Raw genomic sequence first — 15,300 nt, 5'->3', positions numbered from 1 at the left:
AGTTATGAAAATACTATTTTTCACAAATGAATATTCACATCCAAAATTACCTCCAAATGGTGGAGTCGGTACTTTTTTTAAAACGATTTCGAAAGAACTTCAAGTTAGAGGTCATGATGTATACATATACGGATTCTCTAAAAAAAACTACCTCATAGATGACAACGGCATTGATGTTAGATTTTTTAAACAGTATTCAAAATCCAATCCTATTTCTGAATTGTTGAGATCTATAAGCTCTCGATTAGGTTATGAAACAATTACAAAATATTGGTTAAAGCAGGAGCGTATGTTTTTGGCTAAAAAATTAAAGAATTATGCCATTTCTAAAGATATTGACATCATACAATCTTTTACCTTTAACGGATTTACAGCCTATTGGGACAATAGCATCCCTTTAGTCACCAGATATCATGGATCTAGAGGGTTCTGGCATTTTTATTTAGATAAGCCAAATGATACTCTAAAAATCGCTATGGAAAAGCGAGCACTAGAAATTACCCCATATACTGTTGCAAATTCTCATTTTTCAAGTAATTTCATAAGAGATTACTATAAAGTAAATGTGGATACAGTCATTCCTAATGGAATCAATACCGATGTATTTAAACTACATAGAAATGTAAAAGTCATTCCCAAATCCATATTCTATATCGGGACTATTTCAAAAGCAAAAGGGGTTGATGATTTGGCTGAAATCTTTAATATAGTTATAGGGAAACACTCAGATGCAACGCTTCATCTTATAGGACGAGGAGAATCTTATTTTAAACATCTCGAACAAGACGTGTTATCCAACCAAGCACGAACTGCAACAACATATTACAGTCATGTTCCATTTGACAGCATTCCTGAAGCACTATCGCAGGCGTCGATTATAGCCGTGCCTTCAAAAGGAGAAACTTTTGGCTTCACAATTGTTGAGGCAATGGCTTTAGAAAAAGTCACCATAGTATCCAACATCCCCGTAGCAAAGGAAATTATTAACCACAAAGAAGATGGATTTATAGCCGAAGACAAAGATACCTTTTCCAAATACATATCCGATGTTTTCAACCATCCCGAAGCGTACGACGGTTTAAGAAAAAAAGCTCGGCAAAAAGTACTGGATAATTTTACTCAAGAGTTGATGACCAAAAGAAGTATTGAATATTACGAGAAAATTTTGAAATCTAAAGATAGACATTAGATATGAGCTCCCCACTTAACAATTGAGCTGTGTCTCAATACCTCTACAACAAAAAACGTTCCCATGGATATTTTGGAAATAATTGGAAGAGAAAAAAAGCTTTTTCAAAACGACATTGAATCATTAAAAGCAGAGCTATCTAAAACGGTTAGCACATCTAAATTTCTAGTGCTAGGTGGTGCTGGCTCAATAGGTCAAGCTGTGACCAAAGAAATTTTTAAACGAAATCCAAAAAAATTACATGTTGTCGATATTAGCGAAAATAACCTCGTAGAGCTGGTTAGAGATGTGAGAAGTGCTTTAGGGTATATTTCTGGTGACTTCAAAACGTTTGTCTTAGACATAGCATCTGAAGAATATGACATGTTTATTACAGAAGATGGCCAATACGATTACGTGATCAATCTGTCTGCCCTCAAACACGTAAGAAGCGAAAAAGATCCGTATACATTAATGCGATTAATGCAAGTCAATATTTTCAATACTGAAAAAACACTTCAGCAATCCATACAAAAAAATGTAAAAAAATACTTTTCTGTTTCTACAGATAAAGCTACAAATCCTGTAAACGTCATGGGAGCTTCAAAAAAACTTATGGAGATGTTGCTCATAAGTTACAGTAATGAGATACAAGTATCTTCAGCACGCTTTGCCAATGTGGCTTTTTCAGACGGATCATTGCTATATGGGTTTGAAAAACGCATCCTAAAGCAACAACCTTTAGTAGCTCCAAATGATATCAAACGCTATTTTATTACAGCTCAAGAATCTGGAGAGCTTTGTCTATTATCCTGTATTTTCGGTGACAACAGAGATCTATTTTTTCCAAAACTAAATAGTCAAGAACATCTAAAGGGTTTTCCAGCGATCACAAAAAGATACCTCAATACCATTGGATTTGCGGCCTTTGAATGTAAGACCGAAGAGGAAGCAAGACAATTGGTCAAAACGCTACCTAAAGAAGGCAAATGGCCTTGTCTATTTCCTGCAACAATCACCACAGGAGAGAAAGATATTGAGGCATTTTACACTGAAAATGAAGTTCTAGATCAAAAGCGTTTTGAAGATATTGGCATTATTAAAAAAGAATTTCAAAATCACAAAGCGACATTGGAGGCATTTTCTGAACAGATTTCGAAATGGAAAACCTCCCATAAGCGAAAAAAGCAGGAACTTATTAAAATATTCGAGCAGGCGATTCCTAACTTTACACACGATGAAAAAGACAATCACTTAGACCAGCAAATGTAGCGCATGTTTGAAGATAGTATAGCATTCATAAAATCAGAATATCAAGGCAAAGACAGCATACCTCTGCATGAGCCATTTTTAAGCGGTAATGCAAAAAACTATGTCAATGAATGTATAGAATCCTCTCATGTATCTTCTGTTGGCTCCTTTGTAAATCGCTTTGAAAACATGGTGGCAAAGTATACAAATGCCACCTATGCCATTGCTACAATTAATGGAACGGCTGCATTACATCTTGCTTTGATATTAGCCGGTGTTAACAAAGGAGATGAAGTTATTACCCAACCACTAACCTATGTTGCAACCGTAAACGCTATAAGCTACATTGGTGCACAACCAATCTTTATTGATGTCGAAAAAACAACCTTAGGTCTATCACCAGAAAAATTAGAACACTTTCTAAAAACCCAAACCACAGTAAAAAATGGGTGCTGTTTTAATAAAACCACAGGAAAGCAAATCAAAGCGGTGGTCCCCATGCATACGCTCGGTTTTCCTTCAAGAATTAATGATATTCTGGATGTATGTCAATCCTATCAATTGAAAGTGATAGAGGATGCAGCAGAATCACTTGGGAGTTTTTACAAAGATCAGCATACAGGCACATTTGGCTTATTGGGAGTTCTTAGTTTTAATGGCAATAAAACCATAACTACAGGTGGTGGCGGAATTATTTTAACCAACGATAAAGCCATAGCATTAAAAGCAAAGCATTTGTCTACCAACGCCAAAAAAGAAGATAGCTGGGGTTATGTTCATGATAGTATCGGCTACAATTATAGAATGCCAGCACTAAATGCTGCACTAGGTTGTGCTCAAATGGAAGAGCTAAATAACATATTACTTCAAAAACGAAGATTAGCGCAGCGCTATGCTCAATTTTTTAAATCTAAATCTATAGATTTTATCAAAGAACCTAAAGACTCTCACTCAAATTACTGGCTTAATGCTATTTGTCTAGAAAACATAGAGCAACGCGATCTTTTTTTAAGTGAAACCAATAGCGAAAACATAAAAACCAGACCTTTATGGCAATTGATGAATCATCTTGATATTTACACAACAGCTCAACAAGGAAACTTAGAAAATGCCATATGGCTTCAAGAACGTATCGTAAATTTACCAAGTAGCGTCGTTAATGTTAAAAATGAAGCAGCAGAATAAGAAAGCAGCAGCACTATGGGGAGTTTGAAAATTAAAGAAACATTAGACTTAGAGGTGGTGTTAATGGCTGGTGGCAAGGGAACAAGACTATTACCGCTTACAAAAGACACGCCCAAACCAATGCTCTTAATTGGTGATAAACCAATTCTTGAGCATAATATTGATCATCTAAGGTCTTTCGGAGTAAATCATTTTCACATCGCTGTAAATTATCTTGGACACCAAATTGAACACTATTTTAGAGATGGATCTCATAAGAAAATCGATATCTCTTATTTAAAGGAAACAAGACCATTAGGCACAATTGGAGCTTTAAGCTTGGAGAGTAGCTTTTATCACGATCATATTTTGGTAATGAATTCTGATATTCTTACGACCATAGATTTTAAAAAAATGTATGCTTACTATATCGAAAAGGACTGTGACCTCCTAATGGCTACAGTTCCCTTCAAAGTTGATGTTCCCTATAGCATCGTTGAAACAAAACAGCATAAAGTCAGCCAAATTATTGAAGAGCCCTCATTCTCCTATAATGTCAATGCTGGAATGTACATTTTCAAAAAGGAATGTCTCAAACATATTCCTCAAAACACATTTTTTCATACTACAGATTTTATTAAAGAACTACTTAATCAAGACAAAGACGTTCAAGACTATCCGTTCAATGCGTATTGGCTTGACATCGGTAAGCCCGAAGATTATAAAAAAGCCAATGAGGCTATCAAAACTCTAAATTTTAGACAAATCAATACGTTACCATGAATTCTCAAATCAATGAAGCGCTTAAGGTTTTAAAAAACGGCGGACTCATACTCTACCCAACAGACACCGTTTGGGGAGTTGGTTGTGATGCCACAAATGAAGCAGCCGTCAAAAAAGTCTATGAGCTTAAACAACGGGACGATTCCAAAGCACTGGTCTGCTTAGTGAACACACCAACCATGCTAGAAAACCATGTTAAGGATATGCCCTCTGCCATTTACAATGTGATTGAAGGTGCCACAAGACCAACAACCGTGATTTATGATAATCCGATCGGGGTTGCAAAAAATGTGATTTCCGCAGAAAACACCTTAGCGATTAGATTGGTAAAACACGCATTTTGCGAACACTTAATAGCAAAATTAGGCCAGCCCATAGTCTCAACTTCGGCCAATATTAGCGGACAACCCACTCCAACAATATTTGATGAAATAAGTGAAGAGATTTTAAAAGGTGTGGACTATGTCGTAAATTTGCAAAACGAAAAAACAGCATCAGCACCATCAACAATTATTAGGCTAGAAAAAGACGGTACCGTCAGTACAATAAGGGCTTAACATCAAAATATTAACCTCTAAATGTTGATACTATCTTTAGAAATCATGGTGTTGATGATCAGAATTTAGAAGATCGTTATGAATTATAAACAAGCGCTAAGCAACCCTATTTTCAAGATAATTTCGAACGCTGCCCAAGAGTTAGGTGTTGATAGCTATGTGATTGGTGGTTTTGTTCGTGATCATATCTTAAATAGAGGCGAACATAAGGATATTGATATTGTTGCTATTGGTAGCGGGATTGACTTAGCAAAGCAAGTCGCAAAAAACCTCCCGAACAAGCCCAAAGTTCAAATCTTCAAAACGTACGGCACAGCCATGTTGCGCTATGAGGATATGGATATTGAGTTTGTAGGAGCTAGAAAAGAATCGTATTTAAAAGATAGTCGAAACCCAATAGTAGAAAATGGCACCCTTCAAGATGATCAAAATCGTCGGGACTTCTCCATCAATGCTATGGCGTTTAGCCTTTCTGAAAATGACTTCGGAAATCTTCTTGACCCTTTTGACGGGATTAAGGATTTAGAAGACAAAATCATACGCACACCACTCGATCCAGATATCACCTATATTGATGATCCGTTACGCATGTTACGTGCCATTCGTTTTGCAACACAGCTCAATTTTAAAATTGAAGACACCTCCTTATCTGCAATCACCAAAAACAAATCCAGGATAAAGATCATCACCAATGAACGCATTGTGGTTGAACTTCATAAAATTCTAGAGAGCGAAGTACCGTCTATAGGATTTCTTTTGCTTGAAAAAACCGGACTATTACACTATATCCTTCCAGAACTGACCGCCCTTAAAGGTATTGATGAAAAAGAAGGCCAAACCCATAAAGACAACTTTTACCATACGCTTGAGGTTGTAGATAATATTGCAAAAAACACCAACGACGTTTGGCTCCGTTGGTCAGCGCTCTTACATGATATCGGCAAGGCACCAACAAAAAAGTTTAGTAAAAAAGTAGGTTGGACGTTTCACGGACATGAATTTGTTGGTGCTAAAATGGTATACCACTTGTTTAAACGTCTCAAAATGCCATTAAATGACAAGATGAAGTTCGTTCAAAAAATGGTACTTATGAGCTCCCGTCCTATCGTCTTATCTCAAGATATGGTGACGGACTCCGCCGTGAGACGCCTTGTTTTTGATGCTGGTGATTACATAGAAGATTTGATGACCTTGTGTGAAGCTGATATTACCACCAAAAATCCAAGACGTTTTAAAAAATACCATAACAACTTTAAGATTGTTCGTGAAAAGATGGACGAGGTCGAAGCACGGGACCATGTTAGAAATTTTCAACCGCCCATTTCAGGAGAGGAAATTATGGAAGCCTTTAATTTGAAACCCTCTAGAGCAATCGGCACCATAAAAGAAAAAATCAAGGAGGCTATTTTAGAAGGAGACATTCCTAACGAGCGTGAAGCTGCTTATGAATTGATGCTGAAGGAAGGTGAAAAATTAGGTTTAAAAGTAAATGTATGAACATTCAAAAAACATTCAGAAAGTCGGCTAAGGTAGCGTTGGTATTGGTCTACTTGGTCATCATCGCTGGTGCCGTTGTAAGAATGACGGGCTCTGGTATGGGCTGTCCAGATTGGCCTAAATGTTTTGGGTATTACATTCCTCCTACCGAGATTGAACAACTAGAATTTAAGGCAAACCATGAGTATAAGGAAGGAGTCGTGATTATCAAAAACGAGGCCTTATTGGTGGCGTCTAAAGATTTTAAGTCAGGCGTAGCGCTAGACCTATCCAATTGGGAAACGTACAACAAACATGATTACGCCCAATTTAATCCCACCCACACTTGGGTAGAATATATTAACCGACTCATTGGTGTACTCTCCGGGATTCCTATTTTACTCTTTACCATACTTTCGTTTTGGTTGTGGCGTAAAAACAAATGGCTCACTATCCTTTCCATAGCCACCGTTTTTGGGATGGCCTTTCAAGCTTGGCTAGGCAAAACCGTTGTAGACTCTAATCTTGCCCCTTATAAAATTACCATTCACATGGTCATGGCCATGGTGATTGTAGCTTTTATTCTGTATTTAATTTGTGCTGCAAAATCCACTTACAAAATGCAGTTGTACGATGTACGATTCAAAAAATTATTGGTACTGGCCCTAATTCTCTCTCTCGCTCAAATTGTATTGGGCACACAGGTGAGACAATATGTTGATGAACAAGTGAAAAGCATTGGTTATGTCAAATCCCAATGGCTTGATACGCCAACCATTAAATTTTACATACACCGCAGCATGTCTGTTTTGGTACTATTACTTAACGGCTGGCTTTGGTACCGCAATCGAAAATTGAATTTAAATTATAAAAAAATAAACATCTTGATGCTATGCATTCTTGCAGAAATAGCAACAGGCATTTTGATGTATTATTTTGATTTTCCGTTTTTATCTCAGCCAGCACACCTAGTGATTGCCACGATAATGTTTGGTGTTCAGTTTTATATCATTTTAGAGAGTAGGCACATTAATCGCTCGCAAAGGACTTCTATAGTTGAGAGTTAAATAGTATCTTTGCACACAAATTTTTTCAGGATGATTTACAGATTCAGAATCTTACTAGACACAGAAAAAGAAGAAGACGTTTTCCGCGATATCGAAATCAGGGAAACCGACTCTCTAGAAGACCTACATAATAGCATTACACAATCTTTTGGATTTGACGGTCTCGAGATGGCCTCCTTCTACGTGAGTAATGAGCAATGGGATCAAGGCGAAGAAATTTCAATGTTTGACGTGAGTGAAGGTCATGATACCATTCGTACCATGAGCGAAACCAAACTGAATGAGGTGGTAGATAAAACACAAACCAAACTCATTTATATTTATGATTTTTTAAGCATGTGGACCTTTTTGGTAGAATTGGCTGAAATCGTTGAAGAAGCTGAAGGTACAGATTACCCAAGCTTGATGTTTGTACATGGTCAAATTCCAGACACTGCCCCAGAAAAAGCATTTGAAGCAGAAAATTTTGATGATGATTTCAATGAGTTTGATGACGATCTCGATCTTGACGATTACGAAAGTTTAGATTTTGATGAGAATTGGAATTAGAGCAAGTGCTTTAACCATTATACAGCTTAATGTTTTAGTAACAATCCCATAATATACTATCGTTTTTTCAGAATTAGTTTTGCGACAATCCAAAACAAATTCTAATGAAAAAAACTACGCTTTCCCTCCTATTGTGTTGCATAGCATACCTCGGGGTTTCACAAACAATTAAACCATATTTACAAGCTGCAAAACCAAACTCCATCCATATCAATTGGAAAACCGATAATGGAACCAACCCTAGAGTTGAGTATGGGTTAACTCAAAATGATTTAAGCACCATTATTTACGGAGTCACGGAAAATTTAGAGCCTAAAGATTCAGACTACAGTACGCCTTACCATTATCACACGGTAAAATTAACAGATTTATTCGAAAATACAGGCTACTATTACAAAGTGTATAGTGGTGATACAGATGAATCTGAGATTGAATATTTCAAAACACCTCCTTCGCTTGGCGATAATTCTGGAACATTAAGGTTTATTGCTCTGGGAGATCATCAAATCATAAATTATCAAGGAGCACCTTACATGAAGTTCAATGAGCTTGTACAGGCTGCAAAATCTAAGGCAGAAGAGCTTTATGGCACTCCAATTGCTGATAATTTTAATCTCATTTTAAATGATGGTGATCAAGTAGACTTAGGAAAATTAGAGCATTACGAAAAAATACATTTTCAAAAATCAAGTTACTTAACTCCTAACTTGCCTATCATTACCGCTGTTGGAAATCACGAGACTTACGGCTCCTCTTATCAAAATGGAGGAATCCAATCTTATTTTGACCATTTTATACTTGATGATGAATGGACCTATGGTGGCATCAATTCTGGCACAGAACGATATTACGCTTATCAATTAGCTAATGTTCTGTTTTTAGTACTAGATACGGAGGCGACAACAACCACTCAAAAAGCTTGGGCTGAAAGCGTGATTGATTATGCCATTGCCGATTCAAATGTAGAATGGATTATTTCTATTGGACATCGACCATATCAAGCTGAGCAATATTCTAATGACTATTCGTCTTGGTTTGGTAATGATATTTTACCAAAATTGAAAACTACGGATAAATTTGTCCTTCATATTGGGGGCCACCATCATCTTTATGCTCGTGGTCAATTTGAAGACCATAATGCTTATCATATGATTTCTGGAGGTACCGCATGGCCTCAATATTGGGGAGACAGCAATAATGAAGACGATCGTGAAGAGACTCAAGGTAGTTGGTCAAATTTTGCATATCAATTAATTGAGATCAACAACGATACTGACGAAATTAATGTACAATCTTATACCATTGGCAGCTTAAATACTACCAAAAACAATGTGCTTCTAGATGAAATGCACTACAAAAGGAACATTAATGTACCCAACCAACCCAATATCATTAATGAATTTATAGAGCCCGTAAATCTTCCTATTACGCTCAACAGTTCTTCTTACGACAGCTCAACAACAGAAGCTCTAAACTCAACCCAGTTTCAAATCTCCTCAACAGAAAACTTCTCTATCCTAGAGCTTGATACCTTTAGACACGTTGATAATTTTTTTGGCCCTGAAGGTAGCCAAACAGATGAAACTATGAATATAGGTGAAGGCATGGAAATCTTAAATTATAACATCCCTGAAAATTTTTTAAATAATGGTATTTATCATGCACGGGTTAGACATCGCGATGAAAATTTAGGATGGAGTGCCTGGTCTGAGCCAATTTCCTTTGAAGTCGTAGGAAGCTTAGATGGTGAACCTGGTCTTTCAATAAATCAGGCATCTTATAATTTAAACGAACCTATTGAAGTCACTTTCTTAAACGGGCCTGGCGGTAATTTGGATTGGATAGGCATTTATCAAAATGAAATCGTTCCTGGTGAAAGTGGATCTGCCGCTTATCAATATACAAGTGGTGCCGCCAACGGAATAAAAACCTTCAATTTAGATACTAGCGGAATATTTTATGCCGGATTCTTTATTAATGATGGCTATCAAGAAATTGCAGATAGGGTTTACTTTTGGGTAGGTGCTGAGCCAATATTATCTTCTAACGAAATCATTTATGATCAAGGTGACGATGTCATCATTAGTTTTACAGATCATCCTAATAACGAATCTGACTGGATTGGAATCTATAAAGCAGGGATCCCAATTGGTGAGAATAATGAAATTATGAGATTGGATGTTGACACAAACTTAAGTCAACTCACATTCAGCAATCTACCCAGTGCTTACTATTACGCTATATACCATATACAAGATACCTATCTCACAGCTGGAGAATCAATCAATTTCCAAGTTGGAACAGAAATCGCTGTTATTTCAACTGAAAAAACAACCTTTTCTCAAGGAGAGCCAATCACTATAGATTTTGTGGATGGTCCTGCTATTGAAAAAGATTATATAGGAACCATTATTGATGATGGCCAAACCGCAGGTACAGACAACCTTTGGAGCTATAAATATTTTGGAGGACTTGCCAACGGAACAACTACCATAACTGGCACAGATTTCTTACAAGGAGGACCTAATCAACTGCCCGTTGTTGGAAGCTATTATTTAGCAATGTACACAAACGACAGCTATACACAAGTATCAAATGCCATAGCCATAACAATAACCGATGATCCTGCAATCTACATGGATGAAGTGATTGTTAATCAAAATGAACCGTTTACTGTAAACTTCGTGAACGCGCCTGGTAACAATACAGATTGGATTGGATTATATTTGGAAGGCCAAACACCTACAAATGTGACATCACAATCATATGAATATATTGATGGAGAAATCAATGGATCACGATCATTTACCTTATCTTCTGAAGGGGAACATTTTGCTGGTTTTTTTGAGAACGATGGTTACACAGAACTATCCGAAAGAATCGCTTTTACAGTAAGGCAAACCCCCATATTGAGTACTACTGAAACCATTTTTGAATCTGATGAAGATGTCATTGTTAATTTAGAAGCTGGAGGTTTAGCAAATGTTTCCGATTGGATAGGTATTTACCTTCAAGACGATGAGCCAAATCAATCTCATTTGATACAACGTATAGATGTACTTGCAACTCCAGAGATTTATAATTTCGGGATGTTCAGTGATGGTCTTTACTATGCCACTTATCATACAGAAGACACATTTCAGGAAGTAGGTGAGCGCGTTAACTTTCAAGTTGGAAATCAAGTGGCAACTTTAACCACTAGCGTTAACAATTTTTATATCAATCAACCTATTGCTTTCACATTTGCAAATAGCACTGGAGATAATGAAGATTTTATTGCTGTGTTTTCCGAAGGCAGCAATCCAACAGTTGATCCTTTGAGCACATTCTTAAATCTTAATTTACAAACTGACGGAACCATAACCTTAGATGGCTTAACAGGAGCTGAAGGTGAAGAAAATATCTTGCCACAAACCACTGGAAATTACTTTGCGGTCATTATTGACCCTACAACCGGGGATGAAATTTCCAATAGAACAAGCTTTACAATTAACGTAGGTCCTACTGTGAGCATGGACTCAGATGTGATTGAAACAGGAACAAATTTCTTGGTAAACTATGCCAATGGTCCTGGTAACACTACCGATTGGTTAGGAACCTATCTTGTAGGGCAAACACCTGGCGGGCCAACGTCTACAAGTTGGGAATATGTAGATCCTGATAACTTAAGTTCAGGAGTCAGAACCTTAGATGCCATCAACCAACCAGGAGACTACTTCTTGGCCTTTTTTGAAAATGATGGCTATAACGAAATATCTGAACGATTTTATTTTGAAGTCGTACCAACATTGAGTGCAGATGACGTTATTTTAAAAGATGGTGATCTCAAAATATATCCAAACCCCACAACAGGGATTGCATATGTACAACTGAAAGGTCAAACTATTGAAAACGTTCAGGTCTTTGATCAAAATGGTAAAGATCTTGATGTGAAATTTCAAATCAACAATGATAACGCAACCTTGAATTTAAGGTCTTTTTCAAACGGCGTTTATTTTGTTAAAGTCTCCTTTAACGGAACTTCAAAAACATTGAAGTTAGCTCTAAAATAAGAAAACACAATCACTCAAATTTAAAAAATGTCTCTATGGGTCCACTATAGAGACATTTTCTAATGTAATAGTTATGAAGAACGTCGTATTGATTTTTGTAGTTGTTTTCTTTTTTTCTTTTAAAGGGTACCACCCTTTAAAGATGACCTTTAGCAAAATGAGTATTGCTGATAATTATGTCTATTTAAAAACCAACTTTTTCGCAGACGATCTCTGCGCTCAAATAGAAAAAAAATACCGATTAAAACAAGCAGATTTTTCAACTTTACACTCAAATGGCACTTTGGTACTTCAAAATTACCTTAAAGAGCATTTAGTCATTTATCAAAATGATAAAAGCATTACTTTTGACATCGAGAATGTCTTTTATTCAGAAAAAAATTCAATTCTTACCGTAGAGACCAAAAGCCATAATATGATTGATAGTTTAACGTCTTTTTCTCTTAAAAATACAATATTTCAAGAAGTATTCTCGTCCCAAACAAACTCGGTACATTTTAAAACGAACAACAAACGCCATACACTTAGCAAAAAGCAAATAATATACAATGAGTGATATTTTATTCTATTTAAACGAAGGTGTCAATCACATTCTCGATCTATCTGCTCTAGATCACCTCTATTTTATCATTTCCTTTTGTTTACTCTACACCTTTAAAGACTGGCGTAAACTGCTCGGGCTCGTTACAGCCTTTACTCTTGGGCATTGCCTCACCTTATTTCTTTCGGGTTTAGAGTTGGTATCCATTAATTCTGATCTGGTAGAAACGCTGATTCCCATCACCATTTTGATAAGCTGTCTCAATAATTATTGGCTTATTTTTAAAGATAAAAGCAGCAACCAATCCTTAGGGATCACTTATGGTATTCTCTTAGCCTTTGGTCTTATTCACGGTCTAGGATTCTCCAATTACATCAAAATGATGCTGTTTGATGATGAGTCTATCGTATTACCGCTACTTGGCTTTAACATCGGGATTGAGTTGGCACAATTAATTATTATTGCTCTTTTCTTAGGGGTTATGGCATTACTAAGCTTGATCATGACACAATTAAAATGGGTCAGACTTACGGTAAATTCCATTATTGTGCTTTTGGTACTTTTGATGATGTTTGGCTAAATAACAAAATGCGAGCAATAGTTTTATTGCTATTATATTTACCGTTCCCTCCATATTTTCTAATCTATCGTGACATGTTTTAAACATCACTAATGATCAATGTTCTTAAGATTCTTCTTCTGAAATTTTAAATGTTGTAACAATTTACAATTCTACTCGTCGTACTTAAACGAACCATCCTGCTGATTGCTTTCAGCAGAAAAAACAATCACATTTTGGAATCTATACTAACCATCAACAACCTCACAAAGAAATTTGGTTACCTTACTGCCGTTAAAGACCTCTCCTTTACCATCAATAAAGGCAATGTTTACGGCATCCTTGGCCCTAACGGCAGCGGTAAGTCTACTACTCTCGGTATTGTCTTAAACGTCGTTAATAAAACCGAAGGGACTTTTCATTGGTTTGACGGCAACACCTCAACCCATGATGCGCTTAAAAAGGTGGGTGCCATTATCGAAAGGCCTAATTTTTACCCCTACATGACTGCCCAGCAGAACCTAAAACTGGTCTGTAAAATTAAAGGGGTTAACGAAATTAAGATTGCTGAAAAACTTCAAGTCGTAGGCCTGTTAGATCGTAAAGACCATAAGTTTAAAACCTACTCTTTAGGGATGAAACAGCGATTAGCCATTGCCTCTGCCCTATTGAACGACCCTGAAATCTTAATTTTAGATGAACCTACTAACGGACTTGATCCTCAAGGGATTCATCAAATACGACAAATTATAAAAGACATTGCCAGTAATGGCACTACCATTTTATTGGCATCGCATTTATTGGATGAAGTAGAAAAGGTATGCTCTCATGTTGTTGTACTTAGAAAAGGTCAAAAACTTTACTCTGGTCGTGTGGATGAAATGATCTCAAGCCACGGTTTCTTTGAGCTGAAATCACAACAGCATGCAGAACTCATTAAAGTGTTAGAAAGCGATGTTAATTTTGGAAACATTACCGTAGAGAACGAGTTAATAAAGGTCATTCTCAATGAACCCATGGATGCCACAACCTTCAACACCTTAATGTTTGAAAAAGGTATTGTGCTCTCCCACCTTGTCAAACGTAAGGAAAGCTTAGAAGAACAGTTCCTCAAGTTAACAGACAATCAAGACTAAATCAAATTATTAAAATCAATCACGTCATTTTTGAACGAATCCGTTCAGACGCCTCCTAATAACAACCATCATGCTACGATTATTACAACTAGAACTTCAAAAACTACTGCTCAATAGAGCCAGTAAGGTATTGATATTCATCTCTTTTATCTTGCCTTTTTTCGTCATCATCCTATCTTCTCTTAGAATTAATTTCTTCGGATTGTTCGTATTGGAATTAGGTCATTATGGCTTGTTCAATTTCCCAATCGTTTGGCACATCACTACCTTTTTTGCAGCACAGTTCAAATTCTTTTTTGCTATTGTAGTGGTCAGTATGATCGGTAATGAATACAGTAACAAAACCATCAAGCAGAACTTAATTGACGGCTTAAGCAAAAAGGAATTCATTCTTTCAAAATTTTACACCATCGTGTTCTTTTCCGCAGTGGCAACCGTTTTGATTTTCATCATCTGTCTTTCTATCGGTCTCTACTACTCAAGTATTAACGAGTTGAGCTTAATCTTTAGGGATACCGAGTTTCTGCTTGCTTATTTTATAAAGCTCGTTGGGTTCTTCAGTCTCTGCCTTTTCCTAGGGATGTTAGTCAAAAGATCTGCCTTTGCACTAGCCTTCTTATTCATGATTTTTATAGTGGAATGGATCATCTATGGGATACTCACTTGGCAAATCAATGAAGATACAGCCGATAAGATTCAGAATTTCTTTCCGTTAAAGTCCATGTGGAATCTCATTGACCAACCTTTTCAGCGCATTGCCATCTCAAAAATGCCAAATAGCCAAGAACTCATGTATGATTTTGGAGTGCACTGGTATGAGATTGCAATTGTACTATTTTGGACAGCCCTATTTATATTTTCGTCCTATAGATTATTAAAGCAGCGCGATTTATAATATCTTTAGGAACCTTTAGAACACTGTTTTAGCCAACCAGTTAATTAGCAGCTAGATATGTTTTTTAAAAAAATTGGTTATCAGGTTGTGATGCACGCTATG

General features: G+C 36.6%; 13 protein-coding genes. All 13 read left to right on the top strand.

Features of this window, described 5'->3' with window-relative positions; all coding sequences use genetic code 11:
* Positions 1-4 precede the first annotated feature (4 nt).
* The 13 genes from P176_RS0116780 to P176_RS0116720 all read left to right on the top strand — a co-directional run bounded on the left by P176_RS0116780 (position 5) and on the right by P176_RS0116720 (position 15,198).
* On the top strand, positions 5-1,189 hold the full coding sequence (locus P176_RS0116780; protein WP_026755784.1) for a glycosyltransferase family 4 protein: 1,185 nt from the start codon (positions 5-7) through the stop codon (positions 1,187-1,189).
* A gap of 63 nt (positions 1,190-1,252) precedes the next feature.
* The gene (locus P176_RS0116775; protein ID WP_026755783.1) at positions 1,253-2,440 is read left to right on the top strand and encodes a UDP-N-acetylglucosamine 4,6-dehydratase; all 1,188 of its coding nucleotides are present in this window, start codon (positions 1,253-1,255) and stop codon (positions 2,438-2,440) included.
* A gap of 3 nt (positions 2,441-2,443) precedes the next feature.
* Positions 2,444-3,604, top strand: coding sequence for a LegC family aminotransferase (locus P176_RS0116770; protein WP_026755782.1), 1,161 nt, complete (start codon positions 2,444-2,446; stop codon positions 3,602-3,604).
* 24 nt (positions 3,605-3,628) lie between these two features.
* The gene (locus P176_RS19725) at positions 3,629-4,366 is read left to right on the top strand and encodes a sugar phosphate nucleotidyltransferase (RefSeq protein ID WP_197022181.1); all 738 of its coding nucleotides are present in this window, start codon (positions 3,629-3,631) and stop codon (positions 4,364-4,366) included.
* Positions 4,363-4,923, top strand: a complete 561-nt coding sequence (locus P176_RS0116760; RefSeq protein ID WP_026755781.1) for an L-threonylcarbamoyladenylate synthase — start codon at positions 4,363-4,365, stop codon at positions 4,921-4,923. The genes P176_RS19725 and P176_RS0116760 overlap by 4 nt, the downstream gene beginning before the upstream one ends.
* Before the next feature lie 78 nt (positions 4,924-5,001).
* A complete protein-coding gene (locus tag P176_RS0116755; RefSeq protein WP_026755780.1) occupies positions 5,002-6,420 on the top strand; it encodes a CCA tRNA nucleotidyltransferase in 1,419 nt (472 codons plus the stop codon).
* Positions 6,417-7,466: a heme A synthase gene (locus P176_RS0116750; RefSeq protein ID WP_037349016.1), complete on the top strand. Its 1,050-nt coding sequence runs from the start codon at positions 6,417-6,419 to the stop codon at positions 7,464-7,466. The genes P176_RS0116755 and P176_RS0116750 overlap by 4 nt, the downstream gene beginning before the upstream one ends.
* Positions 7,467-7,496: 30 nt before the next feature.
* A complete protein-coding gene (locus P176_RS0116745) occupies positions 7,497-8,015 on the top strand; it encodes a hypothetical protein (protein ID WP_026755778.1) in 519 nt (172 codons plus the stop codon).
* A 104-nt stretch (positions 8,016-8,119) separates the two neighbouring features.
* Entirely contained in the window at positions 8,120-12,067 is a 3,948-nt protein-coding gene (locus tag P176_RS20140) for a metallophosphoesterase (RefSeq protein ID WP_051605549.1), read from the top strand.
* 73 nt (positions 12,068-12,140) lie between these two features.
* On the top strand, positions 12,141-12,623 hold the full coding sequence (locus P176_RS0116735; RefSeq protein ID WP_037349014.1) for a DUF6702 family protein: 483 nt from the start codon (positions 12,141-12,143) through the stop codon (positions 12,621-12,623).
* Positions 12,616-13,188, top strand: a complete 573-nt coding sequence (locus tag P176_RS0116730; RefSeq protein WP_026755776.1) for a HupE/UreJ family protein — start codon at positions 12,616-12,618, stop codon at positions 13,186-13,188. Before P176_RS0116735 ends, P176_RS0116730 begins: the two co-directional genes overlap by 8 nt.
* Before the next feature lie 215 nt (positions 13,189-13,403).
* Positions 13,404-14,303 carry an ABC transporter ATP-binding protein gene (locus tag P176_RS0116725; protein ID WP_026755775.1) on the top strand — a complete coding sequence of 300 codons (900 nt, stop codon included), beginning with the start codon at positions 13,404-13,406 and terminating at the stop codon, positions 14,301-14,303.
* Positions 14,304-14,373: 70 nt separating this feature from the next.
* A complete protein-coding gene (locus P176_RS0116720; RefSeq protein ID WP_026755774.1) occupies positions 14,374-15,198 on the top strand; it encodes an ABC transporter permease in 825 nt (274 codons plus the stop codon).
* Positions 15,199-15,300 lie beyond the last annotated feature (102 nt).

The organism is Sediminibacter sp. Hel_I_10 (assembly GCF_000688335.1).
In the GTDB taxonomy this organism is placed as follows: domain Bacteria; phylum Bacteroidota; class Bacteroidia; order Flavobacteriales; family Flavobacteriaceae; genus Psychroserpens.
This window is presented reverse-complemented; position numbering and strand designations above follow the sequence as displayed.

Coding starts and splice junctions, on each gene's coding strand:
- P176_RS0116780 (WP_026755784.1), top strand. CDS start 5: ATGAAAATACTATTTTTCACAAATGAATATTCACATCCAAAATTACCT.
- P176_RS0116775 (WP_026755783.1), top strand. CDS start 1,253: ATGGATATTTTGGAAATAATTGGAAGAGAAAAAAAGCTTTTTCAAAAC.
- P176_RS0116770 (WP_026755782.1), top strand. CDS start 2,444: ATGTTTGAAGATAGTATAGCATTCATAAAATCAGAATATCAAGGCAAA.
- P176_RS0116760 (WP_026755781.1), top strand. CDS start 4,363: ATGAATTCTCAAATCAATGAAGCGCTTAAGGTTTTAAAAAACGGCGGA.
- P176_RS0116755 (WP_026755780.1), top strand. CDS start 5,002: ATGAATTATAAACAAGCGCTAAGCAACCCTATTTTCAAGATAATTTCG.
- P176_RS0116750 (WP_037349016.1), top strand. CDS start 6,417: ATGAACATTCAAAAAACATTCAGAAAGTCGGCTAAGGTAGCGTTGGTA.
- P176_RS0116745 (WP_026755778.1), top strand. CDS start 7,497: ATGATTTACAGATTCAGAATCTTACTAGACACAGAAAAAGAAGAAGAC.
- P176_RS20140 (WP_051605549.1), top strand. CDS start 8,120: ATGAAAAAAACTACGCTTTCCCTCCTATTGTGTTGCATAGCATACCTC.
- P176_RS0116735 (WP_037349014.1), top strand. CDS start 12,141: ATGAAGAACGTCGTATTGATTTTTGTAGTTGTTTTCTTTTTTTCTTTT.
- P176_RS0116730 (WP_026755776.1), top strand. CDS start 12,616: ATGAGTGATATTTTATTCTATTTAAACGAAGGTGTCAATCACATTCTC.
- P176_RS0116720 (WP_026755774.1), top strand. CDS start 14,374: ATGCTACGATTATTACAACTAGAACTTCAAAAACTACTGCTCAATAGA.